We start from the raw sequence: 17964 nt of genomic DNA on the forward strand, positions 1-17964 counted from the left end.
CAGCCCGGCCCGCTGGAGCTCGGTCTCTACTGCGCAACGACCCGCCACTGGCGCACTGTCTTGCGAATTCAGAGCCGATTCCTACAGGCATTTCAGGTTCGACGCAGTTACCGCCCGGCCCTCGACCCTCAAGGTCGGTGCAAGGCGAAGCTGCGTCTGCCAACGGGCACCTGCCGCACGTAGTGGTTTGGCATCAATGGCCTGTACAGGCTCCAGGAAGGAGTCATGGCCCATTGTTCATCACAACAAAAATGGAGAAGTACGGTCATGCGTCATTCCTGGATTTTCCCGGCCCTGCTGGGCAGCGGCCTGTTGGCCGCCAGTTCGTTCGGCACCGCCGCCGAACGCAGCCTGGTGTTCTGTTCCGAAGGCAGCCCGGCGGGCTTTGACACCGCCCAATACACCACTGCTACCGACAACGATGCCGCCGAGCCGCTGTACAACCGCCTGGTGGAGTTCGAAAGAGGCGCCACCAACGTGCTGCCAGCGCTGGCCAAGAGCTGGGACATTTCCGAGGACGGCCTCACCTACAGTTTTCACCTGCGCGAAGGGGTGAAGTTCCATAGCACGCCCTATTTCAAGCCGAGCCGAGACCTCAACGCCGACGACGTACTGTTCACCTTCAACCGCATGCTCGACGCCGAACATCCATTCCGCAAGGCTTACCCGACGGAGTTTCCCTACTTCAACGGCATGAGCCTGAACAAGAACATCGCCCGGGTCGAAAAGACCGACCCGCTGACCGTAGTCATGACCCTCAATACCGTGGATGCGGCCTTCATCCAGAACCTGGCCATGAGCTTCGCCGCGATCCTTTCCGCCGAATACGCCGAGCAACTGCTCCAGGCCGGCACCCCGAGCCAGATCAACCAGAAACCCATCGGCACCGGGCCCTTCGTGTTCCAGCGTTACCAGAAAGACTCACAGATCCGCTACAGCGCCAACCCGCACTACTGGGACCCAAGCCGGGTCAAGCTCGACCGGCTGATCTTCGCCATCAACACCGACGCCTCGGTACGGGTACAAAAGCTGCGGGCCGGCGAATGCCAGGTGACCCTGCACCCGCGCCCCGCCGATATCGACACGCTGAAAAACGACCCGAAACTGCAAGTCATCGAAAAGCCCGGGTTCAATCTGGGCTACATCGCCTACAACGTGCAGCACAAACCCTTCGACCAGCTCGAAGTGCGCCAGGCGCTGGACATGGCGGTGAACAAGCCAAGCATCCTCAACGCTGTGTACCAGGGTGCCGGGCAGCTGGCAGTCAACGCCATGCCACCGACCCAGTGGTCCTACGACGAAACCATCAAGGACGCCGCCTACAACCCGGAAAAAGCCCGGGAGCTGCTCAAGGCCGCCGGGGTCAAGGAAGGCACGCAAATCACCCTCTGGGCCATGCCGGTGCAACGCCCCTACAACCCCAACGCCAAGCTGATGGCCGAGATGCTGCAGTCCGACTGGGCGAAGATCGGCCTCAAGGTGAAGATCGTCAGCTACGAGTGGGGCGAGTACATCAAGCGCACCAAGAACGGCGAACACGACATCAGCCTGATCGGCTGGACCGGCGACAACGGTGACCCGGACAACTGGCTGGGCACGCTGTACAGCTGCGACGCCATTGGCGGCAACAACTACTCCATGTGGTGCAACCCGCAGTACGACAAGCTGATCAAGCAGGCCAAGGTCGTCACCGACCGTGAACAGCGCAGCCTGCTGTACAAACAGGCCCAGCAACTGCTCAAGCAACAGGTCCCTATCACACCCGTGGCCCACTCGACGATCAACCAGCCGCTGAGCGCGAAAGTCGAAGGTTTCAAGGTCAGTCCTTTCGGCCGCAACTCCTTTTCGGGTGTCAGCCTAGCCCCATAACCGATGAGCCAAAACCCTGGGGGCGATTTTCGCCCTCACGCAAACGCTTTGCCTGAATTCGGCGATCAAGCCACATGCAAACGTTTGCGATGCTGTGAATGAGTTCCAAAAACCAGCCGGCCCAAAAAAACCGGCATTTAAAAAAGAAAACAAAGGAGCTTCACCCATGAAACTGAGCAGCAGCGCATTGCTAGCCTTGGCTATCAGTAGCATCACCGCCTCGGCCTATGCGGAGAACGTCAGCCAGGACTTCGTCCCGACTGAACTGAACGCCACCAGTGCCCAGGCTGAGACCAAGGGTTTTATCGAAGGGCAGAGCCTGTCGGGTACCACGCGCAACTGGTACGCCAACGAGCTGAAACGTCGTAACGACCGTTTTTCGTACAACCACAATGGTGTAGAGACCTCGACCCCGCGACGTATCAACTGGGTCCAGGGCACCATCCTCAACTACACCTCGGGTTTCACTGAAGGCACCGTGGGCGTCAGCACGGAAGTCGCCGCCTACAACGCTATTGCTCTGGATCGTGACCGCAAGGACATCGCCGGCAAGAACAACCGCACCCTGACCCACTCCGACGGCGACGCCGTGGGCCAGTGGAGCAAGCTGGGCCTGGCCAACGTCAAGTTCCGCGTGTCCAACACCACCCTGACCGCCGGCCGGCAGAACTTCAGCACGCCGATCGTCGACGTCATCGGCAACCGTCCGCTGCCTTCGAGCTTTGAAGGGGTGAGCATCCACAGCGAAGAGTTCAACAACCTGTCGTTCGACGCCGGCAGCTTCGACCGGGTATCGCCACGGACCGAACAGAGCCTGTCCAAGTTCAGCTCCGAGTACAACAGCAACGGTGCCGAGACCGATCGCGTAAGCCTGGTCGGCGCCAACTACCAGCCGCTGAAAAGCCTGAAGACCAGCCTCTACGCCTCCAAGGTGGAAGACTTCTGGAACCAGTACTACTTCGGCGCCACCCACGAGCTGGGCGACAGCTCGGTGCTGAGCCTGACCACCGGCCTGAACTATTACAAGACCGTCGATACCGGCAAGAAGAAGATGGGCGAAATCGACAACGACACCTACTCGCTGTCGCTCGGCCTGACCCACCAGGCCCACAGCCTGACCTTCTCGTACCAGGAAATTAACGGTAACGAGTACTTCGACTACCTGCACGAAACCAACGGCATCTACCTGGCCAACTCCCTGCTCTCGGACTTCAACGGCCCGAACGAGAAATCCTTCCAGATCGCCTACGGCCTGAACATGGCCGAGTACGGCGTGCCCGGCCTCAAGTTCAACATCTACCAGGCCCGTGGCTGGGGCATCGACGGTACCCACTACAACGGCACCGCCTACAGCGGCGTCAAGGCAGACGGTACGGTCTATGGCGTACGCACCATGGACGGCGAGCACCACTACGAATACGGCATCGGTGCTTCCTACGCCGTACAGAGCGGCCCGCTGAAAGCCACCGCGATCCGTGCCACCTACACCACGCACCGCGCCAGCGAGAACCAGGCCGACGGCAACATCAATGAATTCCGACTGGTTACCACCATCCCGTTCAATATTCTCTAACCCACCAGTTGAAGGGCGGATTCATGACGAATCCGCCATTCAAGCTAATCTGGTTCAATCGATTGCAGAGGGTTCCTGATGAAAATGCTTCCCCTGAAAGCGGCCGTTGGCGCCGCCCTGCTGAGCGTCGCCCTGGGCGCCACAGCCAAACCCTTGGTGGTCTGTACCGAAGCCAGCCCGGAAGGCTTCGATATGGTCCAGTACACGACTGCAGTCACGGCCGACGCAGTGGCGGAAACCATCTTCAACCGCCTGGTGGACTTCAAGCCCGGCACCACTGACATCGAGCCGGCCCTGGCCGAATCCTGGGACATCAGCCCCGACGGCCTGCAATACACCTTCCATCTGCGCAAGGGCGTCAAATTCCACAGCACCGACTACTTCACCCCGACGCGCGAGATGAACGCCGACGACGTGCTCTGGAGCTTCCAGCGCCAGCTTGACCCGAAGCACCCCTGGCATGACAAGTCCAGCGTGGGCTTCCCCTATTTCGAAAGCATGGGCTTCAAGGAACTGCTGAAAAGCGTCGAGAAGATCGACGACCACACCGTGGTCTTCACCCTGACCCGCCGCGAAGCCCCTTTCCTCGCCGACGTGGCCATGGCCTTCTCGTCGATCTTCCCGGCCGAATACGCCGACAAGCTGCTCAAGGAAGGCAAGACCTCTGAGCTCAACAGCAAGCCCATAGGCACCGGCCCGTTCATCTTCACCCGCTATGCCAAGGACGCCCAGGTACGCTTCAAGGCCAACCCGGACTACTTCCGCGGCAAGCCGCCGGCCGACCCGCTGGTGCTGGCGATCACCACCGATAACAACGTGCGCCTGCAGAAACTCAAGGCCAACGAATGCCAGATCGCCCTGTACCCCAAACCCGACGACATCCCCAGCATCAAGGCCGACGCCAATCTCAAGGTCGACGAGCTGGCCGCCATGACCACCGGCTACATCGCCATGAACACCACGCGCAAGTACATGAGCGACGTGCGAGTGCGCAAGGCCATCGACATCGCCTTCGACAAGGAAGCCTACGTCAACAGCCTGTACGGCAAGGGCAACGCCCTGGTGGCCACCGGCCCGTATCCGCCGACCCTGCTGGGCTTCAACAACAGCCTGAAGAACCCGCCCCGGGATCTGGACAAGGCCCGCGCGCTGCTCAAGGAAGCCGGCGTACCGGAGGGTACGGTTATCACCCTGTTCACCCGCAACGGCGGCGGCCCGACCAACCCCAACCCGATGCTCGGCGCACAGATGATGCAGGCCGACCTGGCCAAGGTGGGCCTCAAGCTCGACATCCGCGTGATGGAGTGGGGCGAGATGCTCAAGCGTGCGAAAAACGGCGAACACGATATGGTGTCGGCGGGCTGGGCCGGGGACAACGGCGATCCGGACAACTTCCTGACCCCGAACCTGAGTTGTGACGCGGCGAAAAACGGCGAAAACTACGCCCGCTGGTGCAACAAGACGTTCCAGGATCTGATCGACGAAGCACGCTCCGACGCTGAACCCGCCAAACGCGCCGAGCTCTATGAAAAGGCCATGCTGGTTTTCGAACAGGATCAACCGTGGATCCCCATGGCCTATCCGAAAATGTTCACCGCCATGCGCAAGAACGTCGAGGGTTATCACATTAGCCCCCTGACCACTAACAACTTCGCTACCACCCAAGTGAAGTAATAAGAAACGCCCGCCGTCCTTGACCCCAAGGATGGCGGGAACGCCTAACCGGCTGATTGAGGTACTTCAGAAGATGTTTAGTTTTATTGCCCGCCGTGTGGGGTTGCTGATACCCACATTCTTCGGCATCACCTTGCTGACCTTCGCCTTGATACGCATGATTCCCGGCGACCCCGTGGAAGTCATGATGGGCGAGCGTCGGGTCGACCCTGAGATGCATGCCCAGGCAATGGAACGCCTTGGATTGAACAAGCCGCTGTACGCCCAGTACCTGGACTACATCGGCAAGCTGGCCCACGGCGACCTGGGCGAGTCCCTGCGCACCCGCACCAGCGTCTGGAGCGAATTCACCTCGCTGTTCCCCGCGACCCTGGAACTGTCCATGGCCGCCCTGCTGTTCGCCGGTGTGCTCGGCCTGCTGGCCGGGGTGATCGCCGCCTTGAAGCGAGGGTCGCTGTTCGACCATGGGGTAATGGGGATCTCGCTGGCGGGGTATTCGATGCCGATCTTCTGGTGGGGCCTGATCCTGATCATGTTCTTCTCGGTAAGCCTGGGCTGGACCCCGGTTTCCGGGCGTATCGACCTGCTCTACGACATCGAGCCGAAAACCGGCTTCATGCTCATCGACACCCTGCTGGCCAAAGACACCGACGCCTTCTTCGACGCCCTGCAGCACCTGATCCTGCCCGCCATCGTGCTGGGCACCATTCCGCTGGCGGTGATCGCGCGGATGACCCGCTCCTCGATGCTCGAAGTGCTGCGTGAGGACTACATCCGTACTGCCAAGGCCAAGGGCCTGTCGCCGGCTCGGGTGGTGTTCGTCCACGGCCTGCGCAACGCGCTGATTCCGGTACTGACCGTGGTCGGCCTGCAAGTCGGCACCCTGCTGGCCGGTGCGGTCCTGACCGAAACCATCTTTTCCTGGCCGGGCATCGGCAAGTGGCTGATCGAGGCCATCGGCGCCCGGGACTATCCCGTGGTGCAGAACGGCATCCTGCTGATCGCCTGCCTGGTGATCATGGTCAACTTCGTGGTGGACATCCTCTACGGCTTTGCCAACCCACGCATCCGTCATCAGCGCTGAGATCAAGACTAATGAGCACTCCAACTTCCTCAGTAGCAGTCGATCAAAGCCTGCTCTATCCGTCCGTCTACAAAGAATTCTGGCAGCACTTCTCCCGCAACAAGGGCGCGGTGGCCGGCCTGCTGTTCATGCTGCTGATCGTGTTCTGCGCACTGTTCGCGCCCTGGGTGGCGCCGCACAACCCCAGCGAGCAGTACCGCGACTTCCTGCTGACCCCTCCGGCCTGGCTCGAAGGCGGCCAGATGCAGTTCCTGCTGGGCACCGATGAACTGGGCCGCGACCTGCTCTCGCGCCTGATCCAGGGTTCACGCCTGTCGCTGCTGATCGGCCTGTCGTCGGTGGTGATGTCGCTGATCCCGGGGATCCTCCTCGGGCTGTTCGCCGGCTTCTTCCCGCGTTTGCTGGGCCCGACCATCATGCGCCTGATGGACATCATGCTGGCCCTGCCCTCGCTGCTGCTGGCCGTGGCTATCGTCGCCATCCTCGGCCCAGGCCTGATCAATACCGTGATCGCCATTGCCGTGGTGTCCCTGCCGTCCTATGTACGCCTGACTCGCGCCGCAGTGATGGGCGAACTCAACCGCGACTACGTGACCGCCGCGCGCCTGGCCGGTGCCGGCCTGCCGCGCCTGATGTTCATCACCGTGCTGCCCAACTGCATGGCACCGCTGATCGTCCAGGCCACCCTGAGCTTCTCCTCGGCGATCCTTGACGCCGCCGCCCTGGGCTTCCTCGGCCTGGGCGTGCAACCGCCGACTCCGGAGTGGGGCACCATGCTGGCCTCGGCCCGGGACTACATCGAACGCGCCTGGTGGGTCGTGAGCCTGCCGGGCCTGACCATTTTGCTCAGCGTGCTGGCAATCAACCTGATGGGCGACGGCCTGCGCGATGCGCTGGATCCGAAACTCAAGAACGCCGCCTGAGGAGATTCCCATGTCACTGCTAGAAATCAAGAATCTCAATGTCCGTTTCGGCGACGCCACTGCGGTGCCGGTGGTCGATGGCCTCGACCTCAAGGTCGACAAGGGCGAAGTGCTGGCCATCGTCGGCGAGTCCGGCTCCGGTAAATCGGTGACCATGATGGCCCTGATGGGCCTGATCGAGCACCCCGGCATCGTCACCGCCGATGCCCTAAGCTTCGACGGCCGCGACATGCTCAAGCTCAGCGCGCGCCAGCGCCGGCAGATCGTCGGCAAGGACCTGGCCATGGTCTTCCAGGACCCGATGACCGCGTTGAACCCCAGCTACACCGTGGGCTTCCAGATCGAGGAAGTGCTGCGCCTGCACCTGAAGATGTCCAGCAAGGCCGCACGCAAGCGCGCCATCGAACTGCTGGAAAAGGTCGAGATCCCCGGCGCCGCCAGCCGCATGGACGCCTACCCGCACCAACTGTCCGGCGGCATGAGCCAGCGGGTGGCAATCGCCATGGCGATCGCCGGCGAGCCCAAGCTGCTGATCGCCGACGAACCCACCACCGCCCTGGACGTGACCATCCAGGCGCAGATCATGGACCTGCTGCTGAACCTGCAGAAAGAGCAGAACATGGGCCTGGTGCTGATCACCCACGACCTCGCCGTGGTCGCCGAAACCGCCCAGCGGGTGTGCGTGATGTACGCCGGCCAGGCGGTTGAGGTGGGCCAGGTACCGGAGCTGTTCGACATCCCCGCGCACCCCTACAGCGAAGCGCTGCTGGCGGCGATTCCCGAGCACAGCCTCGGCGCCACTCGCTTGTCGACCCTGCCGGGCATCGTCCCCGGGCGCTACGACCGGCCTCAAGGCTGCCTGCTGTCGCCGCGCTGCCCCTACGTGCAAGACAACTGCCGCGCCCAGCGCCCCAGCCTCGACCCGAAAGCCGCCAGCCTGGTGCGCTGCTTCTACCCGCTGAATCAGGAGGTGGCGTAATGGCCGTCGTTCTTACCGCCCGCGACCTCACCCGTCACTACGAAGTGTCCCGTGGCCTGTTCAAGGGCCACGCCACCGTGCGCGCACTCAACGGCGTGTCCTTCGAGCTGGAAGCCGGCAAGACCCTGGCTGTGGTGGGTGAATCCGGCTGTGGCAAATCCACCCTGGCGCGGGCCCTGACCCTGATCGAGGAACCGTCTTCCGGCTCGCTGAAGATCGCCGGCCAGGAAGTCGCCGGCGCCGACAAGGCCCAGCGCAAGCAACTGCGCAAAGACGTGCAGATGGTGTTCCAGAGCCCTTATGCCTCGCTCAACCCGCGGCAGAAGATCGGTGACCAGCTGGCCGAGCCGCTGCTGATCAACACCAAGCTGTCGGCCGCCGAACGCCGGGAAAAAGTCCAGGCGATGATGAAGCAGGTAGGCCTGCGTCCCGAACATTACCAGCGCTACCCGCACATGTTCTCCGGGGGGCAGCGCCAGCGTATCGCCCTGGCCCGGGCAATGATGCTGCAGCCCAAGGTGCTGGTGGCGGACGAACCGACCTCAGCCCTGGACGTATCGATCCAGGCCCAGGTATTGAACCTGTTCATGGACCTGCAGCAGGAATTCAACACCGCCTACGTGTTCATTTCCCACAACCTGGCAGTGGTGCGCCACGTGGCCGACCAGGTGCTGGTGATGTACCTCGGCCGGCCGGTGGAAATGGGCCCCAAGGAGGACATCTACACCCGCCCCCTGCACCCCTACACCCAGGCCCTGCTGTCGGCGACACCAACCATCCACCCGGACCCGGACAAGCCGAAGATCAAGATCGTCGGCGAGCTGCCCAACCCGCTGAACCCACCACCGGGCTGCGCCTTCCACAAGCGCTGCCCTTATGCCACCGAGCGCTGCAGCACTGAAGAGCCGGCCCTGCGCCAGCTCGACAGCCGCCAGGTGGCCTGCCACTACGCCGAGCAATTCGTGCTGTAGCGGCCATGAAAAAGGCGCTCCCGGATGCCTCCGGGAGCGCCTGAACCTTGTTCGACCCGCCCCCGGCGACGGATTGCGCATCAGTCCGTCGTCGGGGGTTTCTTTTAGCCCTGGCTGTCGCCGTCATCCTCGTCGGTGGTCTGGTCGTCATCGCCGGAACTGCCACCCTGGCCCTCATCGCCCGGCTCCGATTCGGACTTGGCAAGCATCTGCACCGGTGCACTCTGGCTCGAGGAGTAACCCGGCTCGCTCACCTGCATCAGGTTGTGGGCCCAGGCCGCCGAGGTTCCGAGCGACAGCATCACCAGCACTTTGATCAACAGCACAACGCGTTGGAAAATTCTCATAGCCGATTCCATCCTTTCATAGGTGAATCATCAATGGCTGCGCGCCAGCCTTGCGGCGGCCACAGCACTGTCTGAAACCTAGTCGTGATATCCCGGCTTTTCCAGATAGCTCCCTATCGATTCCCGAGCCGTCAAAGCCCTTCCGACTAACGGCGCTCCCTTGAAAACACCACAACCCGCAGGAGCCGGCTTGCCGGCGAAGAAACCCGCAAGCCAGGCACAACAGCGTCCGCCGCCGTCGCTGGCAAGCCGGCGCCTACGGGGCGGCGGCAGGCCAGTCCTGCGCGCAAAAAAAAGCCCCGCTGTCTGCACAGCGGGGCTCGGGGGTGACCGGCGAACTTAGTGGTGTTCGCGGGTGGCGCGGAATTTCACGTCCGGCCAGCGCTCTTCCATCAGCGCCAGGTTGACCCGGGTCGGCGCCAGGTAGGTCAGGTGGCCGCCGCCGTCCAGGGCCAGGTTTTCCACCGCCTTGTTGGAAAACTCTTCGAGCTTCTTCTTGTCGCTGCATTCGATCCAGCGGGCGGACCATACGGTGATCGGCTCGTAGGAGCACTCCACCTTGTATTCCTCCTTCAGGCGGCTGGCCACCACGTCGAACTGCAGCACACCCACGGCGCCGAGGATGATGTCGTTGCTGCGCTCAGGGAAAAACACCTGGGTCGCGCCCTCTTCGGCCAGCTGTTGCAGGCCCTGGCGCAGTTGCTTGGACTTGAGCGGGTCCTTCAGACGCACACGGCGGAACAGCTCCGGGGCGAAGTGCGGGATACCGGTGAAGCCCAGCGCCTCGCCTTCGGTGAAGGTGTCGCCGATCTGGATGGTGCCGTGGTTGTGCAGGCCGATGATGTCGCCGGCATAGGCCTCTTCCAGTTGCTCACGCTCGGAGGAGAAGAAGGTCAGGGCGTCGCCGATGCGCACGTCCTTGCCAGTGCGCACGTGGCGCATCTTCATGCCTTTCTCGTACTTGCCCGAGCAGATGCGCATGAAGGCGATGCGGTCGCGGTGCTTGGGGTCCATGTTCGCCTGGATCTTGAAGATGAAGCCCGAGAACTTCTCTTCCTGGGGGGCCACGCTGCGCTCGTTGGCAACGCGGGCCAGCGGCAGCGGCGCCCAGTCCACCACGGCGTCGAGCACGTGGTCGACACCGAAGTTGCCCAGCGCGGTCCCGAAGAACACCGGCGTCAGCTGGCCGTCGAGGAACTCCTGCTGGTTGAACTCGTGGCAGGCGCCCTGCACCAGTTCCAGCTGCTCGATGAAGCGCTCGTACTCGTCACCCAGGTGGGCCCGGGCTTCGTCGGAGTCGAGTTTCTCGATGATCTTAGTTTCGGTGCGTTCGTGGCCGTGGCCCGGGGTGTAGACGATGATGTAGTCGCCGGCCAGGTGGTACACACCCTTGAAGTCGCGGTAGCAACCGATCGGCCAGGTGATAGGCGCGGCCTTGATCTTCAGGACCGCTTCGATTTCGTCCAGCAGCTCGATCGGGTCGCGAATGTCCCGGTCGAGTTTGTTGATGAAACTGACGATGGGCGTGTCGCGCAGGCGGCAGACGTCCATCAGGGCGATGGTCCGTGGCTCTACGCCCTTACCGCCGTCGAGCACCATCAGCGCCGAGTCCACGGCAGTCAGGGTGCGGTAGGTGTCTTCCGAGAAGTCTTCGTGGCCGGGGGTGTCCAGCAGGTTGATCATGTGTTCGCGATAGGGGAACTGCATGACCGACGTGGTAATGGAAATACCCCGCTGCTTCTCCATCTCCATCCAGTCGGAAGTGGCGTGGCGGTCGGACTTGCGCGATTTGACGGTACCCGCCACCGCAATGGCCTTGCCCATCAGCAACAGCTTCTCGGTGATCGTGGTCTTACCCGCATCCGGGTGGGAAATAATGGCGAAAGTGCGGCGTTTCGCGACTTCGGCGGCCTGTTGGGTCATGGGAAATCGCCTGGCGGTGATCAAAAAAGGGCGCAGATTATAGCCCAGACATAGCCTTGCGGGCCACAGCTCCCCCCGTCGCCCGGGCGACCGGACGGCAGATTAACGGTGGCTAAATGCTGCCAATTATGGAACCTTTTAAAACGTGGAGACGTCCACTCCCCTGTCACGCACTGTCGTCAGGGGCTGAAATATCAGCAAGTTAGCTTGACGAAGCTGCGCTCATGGCCCGTTCACCCGCCGCTCTGCCGGCGCTCGACGAGCTGCTTTTCGCGCGTATTTTCCCGGCAGCCAGGAATGGCCCTGCCACACGGGAAAGTGCCCGCCGACCGACAAAAAGGAGTCCGCCTGTGGCTATTCGCTATGGCAAAGGGCTGATAGGAGGCGCTGCGGTAATCGCCCTCCTGGCCCTGCTGGTCCACTGGATCGGCATCACTACGATCGAACACTACCGCGACGATCTGTTGTTCTACCTGCAAGCCCATCTGTTCCTGGTCCTGGCTTCAATGCTAGCCGCGCTGGTGGTGGGGATCCCCGCCGGCATCGTCCTCAGCCGCCCGAGCATGGTCGGACGCGCCGAACGCTTCATGCAAGTGTTCAACATCGGTAACACCGTCCCTCCCCTGGCCGTCCTGGCCATCGCTCTGGGGATCCTCGGCATCGGCAGTGGCCCGGCCATTTTCGCGCTGTTCCTCGCCTCCCTGCTGCCCATCGTGCGCAACACCTATGAAGGCCTGAAGAACGTCCAGGGCTCCCTCAAGGAGGCCGCGGTCGGCATCGGCATGACGCCACGCCAGGTGCTGTGGAAAGTCGAATTGCCCAATGCCGTGCCGATCATCATCGGCGGTGTGCGGGTGGCCCTGGCGATCAACGTCGGCACCGCGCCCCTGGCCTTCCTGATCGGCGCCAACAGCCTGGGCAGCCTGATTTTCCCCGGCATCGCCCTGAACAATCAGCCGCAACTGCTGCTCGGCGCCGCCTGCACCGCGCTGCTGGCCTTGCTCCTCGATGGCCTGGTGACCCTGGCCAGCCGACTTTGGCTGGAACGTGGTCTGCGCCCGTCTTAAGCCCGTCAGAGCCAAGGAACCGACATGAAGAAATTAAGCCTGATACTCGGCTGCGCCCTGCTTTTCAGCACATTGGCCCACGCCGTGGAAAAACCGCTGATCCGCATCGGCGCCCGGGTCTTCACCGAACAGACCCTGCTGGCGGAGATCACCTCCCAGTACTTGCGCAGCAAGGGCTACGACACCCGCGTCACCGGGGGCCTGGGCAGCAACCTGGCCCGCAGTGCCCAGGAAAGTGGCCAGTTGGACCTGATCTGGGAGTACACCGGAGTCTCGCTGGTGGCCTACAACCACATCGACGAGAAACTCGACAGCGAACAGTCCTACGCCCGGGTGAAAGAACTGGATGCGAAAAAAGGCCTGGTCTGGCTGTCACCGTCCAAGTTCAGCAATACCTATGCCCTGGCGCTGCCAGAGAACGTGGCCAAGGAACATCCGCAGATCAATAGCATCAGCGACCTGACCCAGGCCCTGGCCGAAAACACCAAGGAAAACCGCCTGGTGGCCCTGGACACCGAGTTCGCCAACCGCTCCGACGGCATGGCCGGGATGGTCAAGCTCTATGACATGGCCCTGACCCGCAAGAACACCCGGCAGATGGACGCCGGCCTGGTCTACACCGCCCTGCGCAACGGCCAGGTGTTCGCCGGCCTGGTGTACACCACCGACGGGCGCCTCAATGCCTTCAAGCTCAAACTGCTGGAAGACGACAAGCACTACTTCCCGGACTACACCGCCGCGCCGGTGGTACGCCAGGCCTACCTCGACGCCCACCCGCAACTGGCCGCCGAGCTCAAGCCGCTGGCGGCGCTATTCGACGACGAAACCATGCGCCAGCTGAACGCGCGGGTCGACGTCGACCATGAAAGCCCATCCGCCGTGGCCGCAGATTTCCTGCGCCAGCACCCGATCAACTAAAGAGGAGAAGACATGGAATTCCTGAACGCCTTTTCCCATCTCGATTGGGCCCAGGTCCTGCGCCTGACCTGGCAGCACATCACCCTGGTGGGCATCGCCGTCACCCTGGCCATCGTCTTCGGCGTGCCCCTGGGCGTGCTGATGACCCGCTTCCCGACCCTTGCCGGCCCACTGCAGGCCAGCGCCACCGTGCTGCTGACCATTCCGTCCATCGCCCTGTTCGGCCTGCTGCTGCCGTTCTACTCCAAGTTCGGCCAGGGCCTGGGCCCGCTACCGGCTATCACCGCGGTGTTCCTCTATTCCCTGCTGCCGATCATGCGCAACACCTACCTGGCGCTGACCGGCGTCGAACCGGGCATTCGTGAAGCCGCCCGCGGCATCGGCATGACCTTCGGCCAGCGCCTGCGCATGGTCGAGTTGCCGATCGCGGTGCCGGTGATCCTCGCCGGGGTACGCACCGCCGTGGTGATGAACATCGGCGTCATGACCATCGCCGCCACCATCGGCGCCGGCGGCCTGGGCGTACTCATTCTTGCTTCCATCAGCCGCAGCGACATGTCGATGCTGATCGTCGGCGCCGTGCTGGTCAGTCTCCTGGCCATCTTCGCCGACCTGCTTCTGCAATGGCTGCAACGCTCGCTGACTCCAAAAGGACTCCTGAAATGATCGAACTTCAAAACCTGACCAAGACCTTTCGCAGCAACGGCAAGGATGTCAAAGCCGTCGACTCGGTAAGCCTGACCGTCAATGAAGGCGAGATCTGCGTGTTCCTCGGGCCCTCCGGCTGCGGCAAGAGCACCACGCTGAAAATGATCAACCGCCTGATCATGCCCACCTCGGGCAAGGTGCTGATCAATGGTGAGGACACCACCGATCTCGACGAAGTGACCCTGCGCCGCAACATCGGCTACGTGATCCAGCAGATCGGCCTGTTCCCCAACATGACCATCGAGGAAAACATCGTGGTGGTGCCACGCCTGCTGGGCTGGGACAAGCAGAAATGCCACGACCGGGCCCGCGAGCTGATGAGCATGATCAAGCTCGAACCCAAGCAGTACCTGCATCGCTACCCACGGGAACTGTCCGGCGGCCAGCAACAGCGCATCGGGGTGATCCGCGCCCTGGCGGCGGACGCCCCGCTGCTGCTGATGGACGAGCCCTTCGGCGCGGTGGACCCGATCAACCGCGAGATGATCCAGAACGAATTCTTCGAGATGCAGCGGGCGCTGAACAAGACCGTGATCATGGTCAGCCATGACATCGACGAAGCCATCAAGCTGGGGGACAAGATTGCCATCTTCCGTGCCGGCAAGCTGCTGCAGATCGATCACCCCGACACCCTGCTGGCGCACCCGGCTGACGACTTCGTCAGCAACTTCGTCGGCCAGGACAGCACCTTGAAACGCCTGTTGCTGGTCAAGGCCGAAGACGCCGCGGACAACGCCCCGTCGGTCAGCCCGGAAACCCCGGTAGCCGACGCCCTGGAACTGATGGACGAACACGACCGGCGCTACGTGGTGGTGACCTGTGCCGAGAACAAGGCTCTGGGTTATGTACGTCGTCGCGACCTGCACCGTCAGACCGGCACCTGCGCCCAGTTCCTGCGAGAGTTCAACGCTACAGCCGCCTACGACGAACACCTGCGGATTCTTCTGTCGCGCATGTACGAGTTCAACCGCTCGTGGCTGCCGGTGATGGATGCAGAGCGGGTGTTCCTGGGCGAGGTGACTCAGGAATCCATCGCCGCCTACCTGAGCTCCGGGCGTTCGCGGGGGATGAAGACCAATATCGTCTCGCCGGCTGAAACAGTGGTCGCCTGATCAATAAATAGCCAATAACCAACCTGTGGCGAGGGCGCTTGCTCCCGCGGGACCGTGAAGCGGCCCCTCTTTGCAAAAAGAATGGGGCTGCTGCGCATCCGGCGCAAGCAAGCGCCCTCGCCACCAGGTGTTTTTGGCCCACCCACACGCCGGAAAAAAATATCAACAGCCGCCCCGGTCAGAGCTGTCCGGCGCCCTCCTCCGAAACAGCCAAAATCCCCCTCAAACCGCCCTCTCGCCGCTAACGTCGCCGATGTTGACGCTTTCATACTTCCCAGCTACTTGGCACGCAAAAGCGTCGAACGTGCAGGTATTTTTAACACTGACGAATTCTTCGGGAACATCTGTCCGTCATCTGTGTCGGCTACAAAGAGAGGTGTCGATAACGCACGTCAGACAAGTGCAAAAACGCGACATTTTTTGTTGATCTCAGCCCCCTCACCGCCTAAAGTTCGCGCCGAACGTCCATGCTGGAAACGATCCATCCGGCTCAAGTACTGACGACGAGACAGCAAGGCCAAGGGCAGATTTCCCATGGCCTTTTTGCTTTCGGCGACATGCCTTGGGAAGTAGGCGAACCAAAGTGGGGATACGGAGGACGTTCACAAGGCACTGTCATCAATGACATGTCCTTAAACCCATTGATTACCAACGTTTGCCAGTAGGAGTTCCCAACGCATGTCGATTAACGTCGAAGACTATTTCGCGCGCGAAACCTTTCAGAAAATGAAGTCTTTCGCCGACCAGCAAGAAACCCCGTTCGTGGTCATCGATACCCAGATGATCTCCCAGGCCTACGACGACCTGCGCGCCGGTTTCGAATTCGCCAAGGTCTACTACGCGGTCAAGGCCAACCCGGCCGTCGAGATCATCGACCTGCTGCACGAAAAAGGCTCCAGCTTCGACATCGCTTCGATCTACGAGCTGGACAAGGTGCTGGGCCGCGGCGTCAACCCGGCCAACATCAGCTACGGCAACACCATCAAGAAGTCCAAGGACATCCGCTACTTCTATGACAAGGGCGTGCGCCTGTACGCCACCGACTCCGAAGCCGACCTGCGCAACATCGCCAAGGCCGCCCCGGGTTCGAAAGTCTACGTGCGCATTCTCACCGAAGGCTCCACCACCGCCGACTGGCCGCTGTCGCGCAAGTTCGGCTGCCAGACCGACATGGCCATGGACCTGCTGATCCTCGCTCGCGACCTGGGCCTGGTGCCTTACGGCGTGTCGTTCCACGTGGGCTCGCAACAGCGCGACATCAGCGTCTGGGACGCCGCCATTGCCAAGGTCAAGGTGATCTTCGAGCGCCTCAAGGAAGAAGACGGTATCGAGCTGAAGCTGATCAACATGGGTGGCGGCTTCCCGGCCAACTACATCACCCGCACCAACAGCCTGGAAACCTATGCCGAGGAAATCATCCGCTTCCTCAAGGAAGACTTCGGCGACGACCTGCCGGAAATCATCCTCGAGCCAGGCCGTTCGCTGATCGCCAACGCCGGCATCCTGGTCAGCGAAGTAGTACTGGTGGCGCGCAAATCCCGCACCGCCGTCGAGCGCTGGGTGTACACCGACGTGGGCAAGTTCTCCGGTCTGATCGAAACCATGGACGAGTCCATCAAGTTCCCGATCTGGACCGAGAAGAAAGGTGAAGTGGAAGAAGTGGTGATCGCGGGCCCGACCTGCGACAGCGCCGATATTATGTACGAGAACTACAAGTACGGCCTGCCACTGAACCTGGCCATCGGCGACCGCCTGTACTGGCTGTCCACCGGCGCCTACACCACCAGCTACAGCGCGGTGGAATTCAACGGCTTCCCGCCGCTGAAGGCCTTCTACGTTTAAAGACGGCAGCTAGCTGCAAGAAAAAGCCCATGACTTGTCATGGGCTTTTTTATCTGCAACCCCACGCCAATCAATACACCCACTTGTGATTGGTGTTGAAGCTGAGGACTCTGAAAAAGCTACCTGCGCTGCTGAAAGATCCCCAGTCAGCTACGCCAGGGCGTGGCATCTGTCCCCCTAGGAAAAACCCAAGAATTGACAGCTGGCGACAGATAGATCTCATGAAAAAACAGACTTGTCCTAAGGTCACAATTTTTTTCGGCTGATAGAATCTGCACAGCAAAAAACAGGTAGATATTTCTTGGCAATCCTTGGTAGTGGCTGGAATACCAGGATCCACTGCTCTAACCTGCCGTATTTGCGCATGGTGTGCGACCTCCATAAAAGCGCCATGTACCGCACGGGGATGAAATCATCGCTGAGCGGATGAAGATTGTTCAAACGCCTTGGGTAACTGCGAAGTTGAATCACTCTACTAGCCAAAAGGACAGTATTGAGTGACACACCAGAAACTAGGGCCATAATCTTCAGGTGTACTTTGGAAAGATATCGCAAATGGACACTACACCATGATCGAGCTCATTGACCTCGAGGCCCGCCCCATAGAGAACGGGCTTAAAACCGAGGTAACACATCCACAAGCAGCAGCCTATACACTGCATCAGGCCACTCCGGACGTGAAAAGTCTGAGGTTCGGTTCGTGAGCAATGTGAAGGAAAGGCCCCGCCCTTGTGGCACACACCAAATGAGCTTCGGCATCAGGCAAGGTAGCGAAATAAACACTCCTTATTTCTATCCATTGCCCAACCTTCAACATGACGCCATGGTTTCGCCAGTACAACTGTCCACTCGCCATATACGTACCTGGATAGTCACAAAACTTTGCGGCAATGCATTCACACCGCCCATGACCACGAAAAGGTACTGGAGCCTCCTACGCATTACACTGTCCAAATAGAATGGATCCGACAATC

14 protein-coding genes are annotated in these 17964 nt (G+C 61.3%); 12 read left to right on the forward strand and 2 right to left on the reverse strand.

All coding sequences use genetic code 11. The annotated features are described in order from the left end of the window. The first annotated feature begins 267 nt into the window (after positions 1-267). From BLS75_RS16280 to BLS75_RS16310, 7 genes are all read left to right on the forward strand, one after another. Entirely contained in the window at positions 268-1869 is a 1602-nt protein-coding gene (locus BLS75_RS16280; protein WP_015634146.1) for an ABC transporter substrate-binding protein, read from the forward strand. 166 nt (positions 1870-2035) lie between these two features. Then, positions 2036-3442, forward strand: a complete 1407-nt coding sequence (locus BLS75_RS16285) for an OprD family porin (protein ID WP_011059235.1) — start codon at positions 2036-2038, stop codon at positions 3440-3442. Between the two features lie 78 nt (positions 3443-3520). After that, positions 3521-5116, forward strand: coding sequence for an ABC transporter substrate-binding protein (locus BLS75_RS16290; protein ID WP_011059234.1), 1596 nt, complete (start codon positions 3521-3523; stop codon positions 5114-5116). Between the two features lie 73 nt (positions 5117-5189). Beyond that, complete coding sequence (locus BLS75_RS16295; RefSeq protein ID WP_011059233.1) at positions 5190-6200, forward strand: ABC transporter permease subunit; 1011 nt, start codon at positions 5190-5192, stop codon at positions 6198-6200. A gap of 11 nt (positions 6201-6211) precedes the next feature. Continuing rightward, entirely contained in the window at positions 6212-7123 is a 912-nt protein-coding gene (locus BLS75_RS16300; protein WP_011059232.1) for an ABC transporter permease subunit, read from the forward strand. Positions 7124-7133: 10 nt separating this feature from the next. Further along, positions 7134-8102: an ABC transporter ATP-binding protein gene (locus BLS75_RS16305; protein WP_011059231.1), complete on the forward strand. Its 969-nt coding sequence runs from the start codon at positions 7134-7136 to the stop codon at positions 8100-8102. After that, positions 8102-9073, forward strand: coding sequence for a peptide ABC transporter ATP-binding protein (locus BLS75_RS16310; RefSeq protein ID WP_011059230.1), 972 nt, complete (start codon positions 8102-8104; stop codon positions 9071-9073). Before BLS75_RS16305 ends, BLS75_RS16310 begins: the two co-directional genes overlap by 1 nt. A gap of 104 nt (positions 9074-9177) precedes the next feature. Here BLS75_RS16310 and BLS75_RS16315 read toward each other — a convergent pair whose 3' ends face one another. Together BLS75_RS16315 and BLS75_RS16320 are read right to left on the reverse strand one after the other, a co-directional pair. Further along, a complete protein-coding gene (locus tag BLS75_RS16315) occupies positions 9178-9420 on the reverse strand; it encodes a hypothetical protein (RefSeq protein ID WP_015634142.1) in 243 nt (80 codons plus the stop codon). Positions 9421-9759: 339 nt separating this feature from the next. Continuing rightward, positions 9760-11343 (reverse strand): peptide chain release factor 3, encoded by a 1584-nt coding sequence (locus BLS75_RS16320; protein ID WP_015634141.1) that lies wholly within the window; start codon positions 11341-11343, stop codon positions 9760-9762. A 350-nt stretch (positions 11344-11693) separates the two neighbouring features. Between BLS75_RS16320 and BLS75_RS16325 the strand changes: the two genes are divergently transcribed. The 5 genes from BLS75_RS16325 (at position 11694) to BLS75_RS16345 (ending at position 16990) form a co-directional block, all read left to right on the forward strand. Further along, on the forward strand, positions 11694-12410 hold the full coding sequence (locus BLS75_RS16325) for an ABC transporter permease (protein ID WP_011059227.1): 717 nt from the start codon (positions 11694-11696) through the stop codon (positions 12408-12410). 24 nt (positions 12411-12434) lie between these two features. Continuing rightward, on the forward strand, positions 12435-13328 hold the full coding sequence (locus tag BLS75_RS16330; protein ID WP_015634139.1) for a glycine betaine ABC transporter substrate-binding protein: 894 nt from the start codon (positions 12435-12437) through the stop codon (positions 13326-13328). A gap of 12 nt (positions 13329-13340) precedes the next feature. After that, a complete protein-coding gene (locus BLS75_RS16335; RefSeq protein ID WP_072451281.1) occupies positions 13341-13994 on the forward strand; it encodes an ABC transporter permease in 654 nt (217 codons plus the stop codon). Then, complete coding sequence (locus BLS75_RS16340; protein WP_015634138.1) at positions 13991-15148, forward strand: osmoprotectant ABC transporter ATP-binding protein OsmV; 1158 nt, start codon at positions 13991-13993, stop codon at positions 15146-15148. Before BLS75_RS16335 ends, BLS75_RS16340 begins: the two co-directional genes overlap by 4 nt. Positions 15149-15826: 678 nt before the next feature. After that, positions 15827-16990 (forward strand): type III PLP-dependent enzyme, encoded by a 1164-nt coding sequence (locus BLS75_RS16345; protein ID WP_015634137.1) that lies wholly within the window; start codon positions 15827-15829, stop codon positions 16988-16990. Positions 16991-17964 lie beyond the last annotated feature (974 nt).

It is taken from the genome of Pseudomonas sp. NFPP12 (assembly GCF_900103205.1).
Lineage (GTDB): Bacteria > Pseudomonadota > Gammaproteobacteria > Pseudomonadales > Pseudomonadaceae > Aquipseudomonas > Aquipseudomonas protegens.

Coding starts and splice junctions, on each gene's coding strand:
- BLS75_RS16280 (WP_015634146.1), top strand. CDS start 268: ATGCGTCATTCCTGGATTTTCCCGGCCCTGCTGGGCAGCGGCCTGTTG.
- BLS75_RS16285 (WP_011059235.1), top strand. CDS start 2,036: ATGAAACTGAGCAGCAGCGCATTGCTAGCCTTGGCTATCAGTAGCATC.
- BLS75_RS16290 (WP_011059234.1), top strand. CDS start 3,521: ATGAAAATGCTTCCCCTGAAAGCGGCCGTTGGCGCCGCCCTGCTGAGC.
- BLS75_RS16295 (WP_011059233.1), top strand. CDS start 5,190: ATGTTTAGTTTTATTGCCCGCCGTGTGGGGTTGCTGATACCCACATTC.
- BLS75_RS16300 (WP_011059232.1), top strand. CDS start 6,212: ATGAGCACTCCAACTTCCTCAGTAGCAGTCGATCAAAGCCTGCTCTAT.
- BLS75_RS16305 (WP_011059231.1), top strand. CDS start 7,134: ATGTCACTGCTAGAAATCAAGAATCTCAATGTCCGTTTCGGCGACGCC.
- BLS75_RS16310 (WP_011059230.1), top strand. CDS start 8,102: ATGGCCGTCGTTCTTACCGCCCGCGACCTCACCCGTCACTACGAAGTG.
- BLS75_RS16315 (WP_015634142.1), bottom strand. CDS start 9,420: ATGAGAATTTTCCAACGCGTTGTGCTGTTGATCAAAGTGCTGGTGATG.
- BLS75_RS16320 (WP_015634141.1), bottom strand. CDS start 11,343: ATGACCCAACAGGCCGCCGAAGTCGCGAAACGCCGCACTTTCGCCATT.
- BLS75_RS16330 (WP_015634139.1), top strand. CDS start 12,435: ATGAAGAAATTAAGCCTGATACTCGGCTGCGCCCTGCTTTTCAGCACA.
- BLS75_RS16335 (WP_072451281.1), top strand. CDS start 13,341: ATGGAATTCCTGAACGCCTTTTCCCATCTCGATTGGGCCCAGGTCCTG.
- BLS75_RS16340 (WP_015634138.1), top strand. CDS start 13,991: ATGATCGAACTTCAAAACCTGACCAAGACCTTTCGCAGCAACGGCAAG.
- BLS75_RS16345 (WP_015634137.1), top strand. CDS start 15,827: ATGTCGATTAACGTCGAAGACTATTTCGCGCGCGAAACCTTTCAGAAA.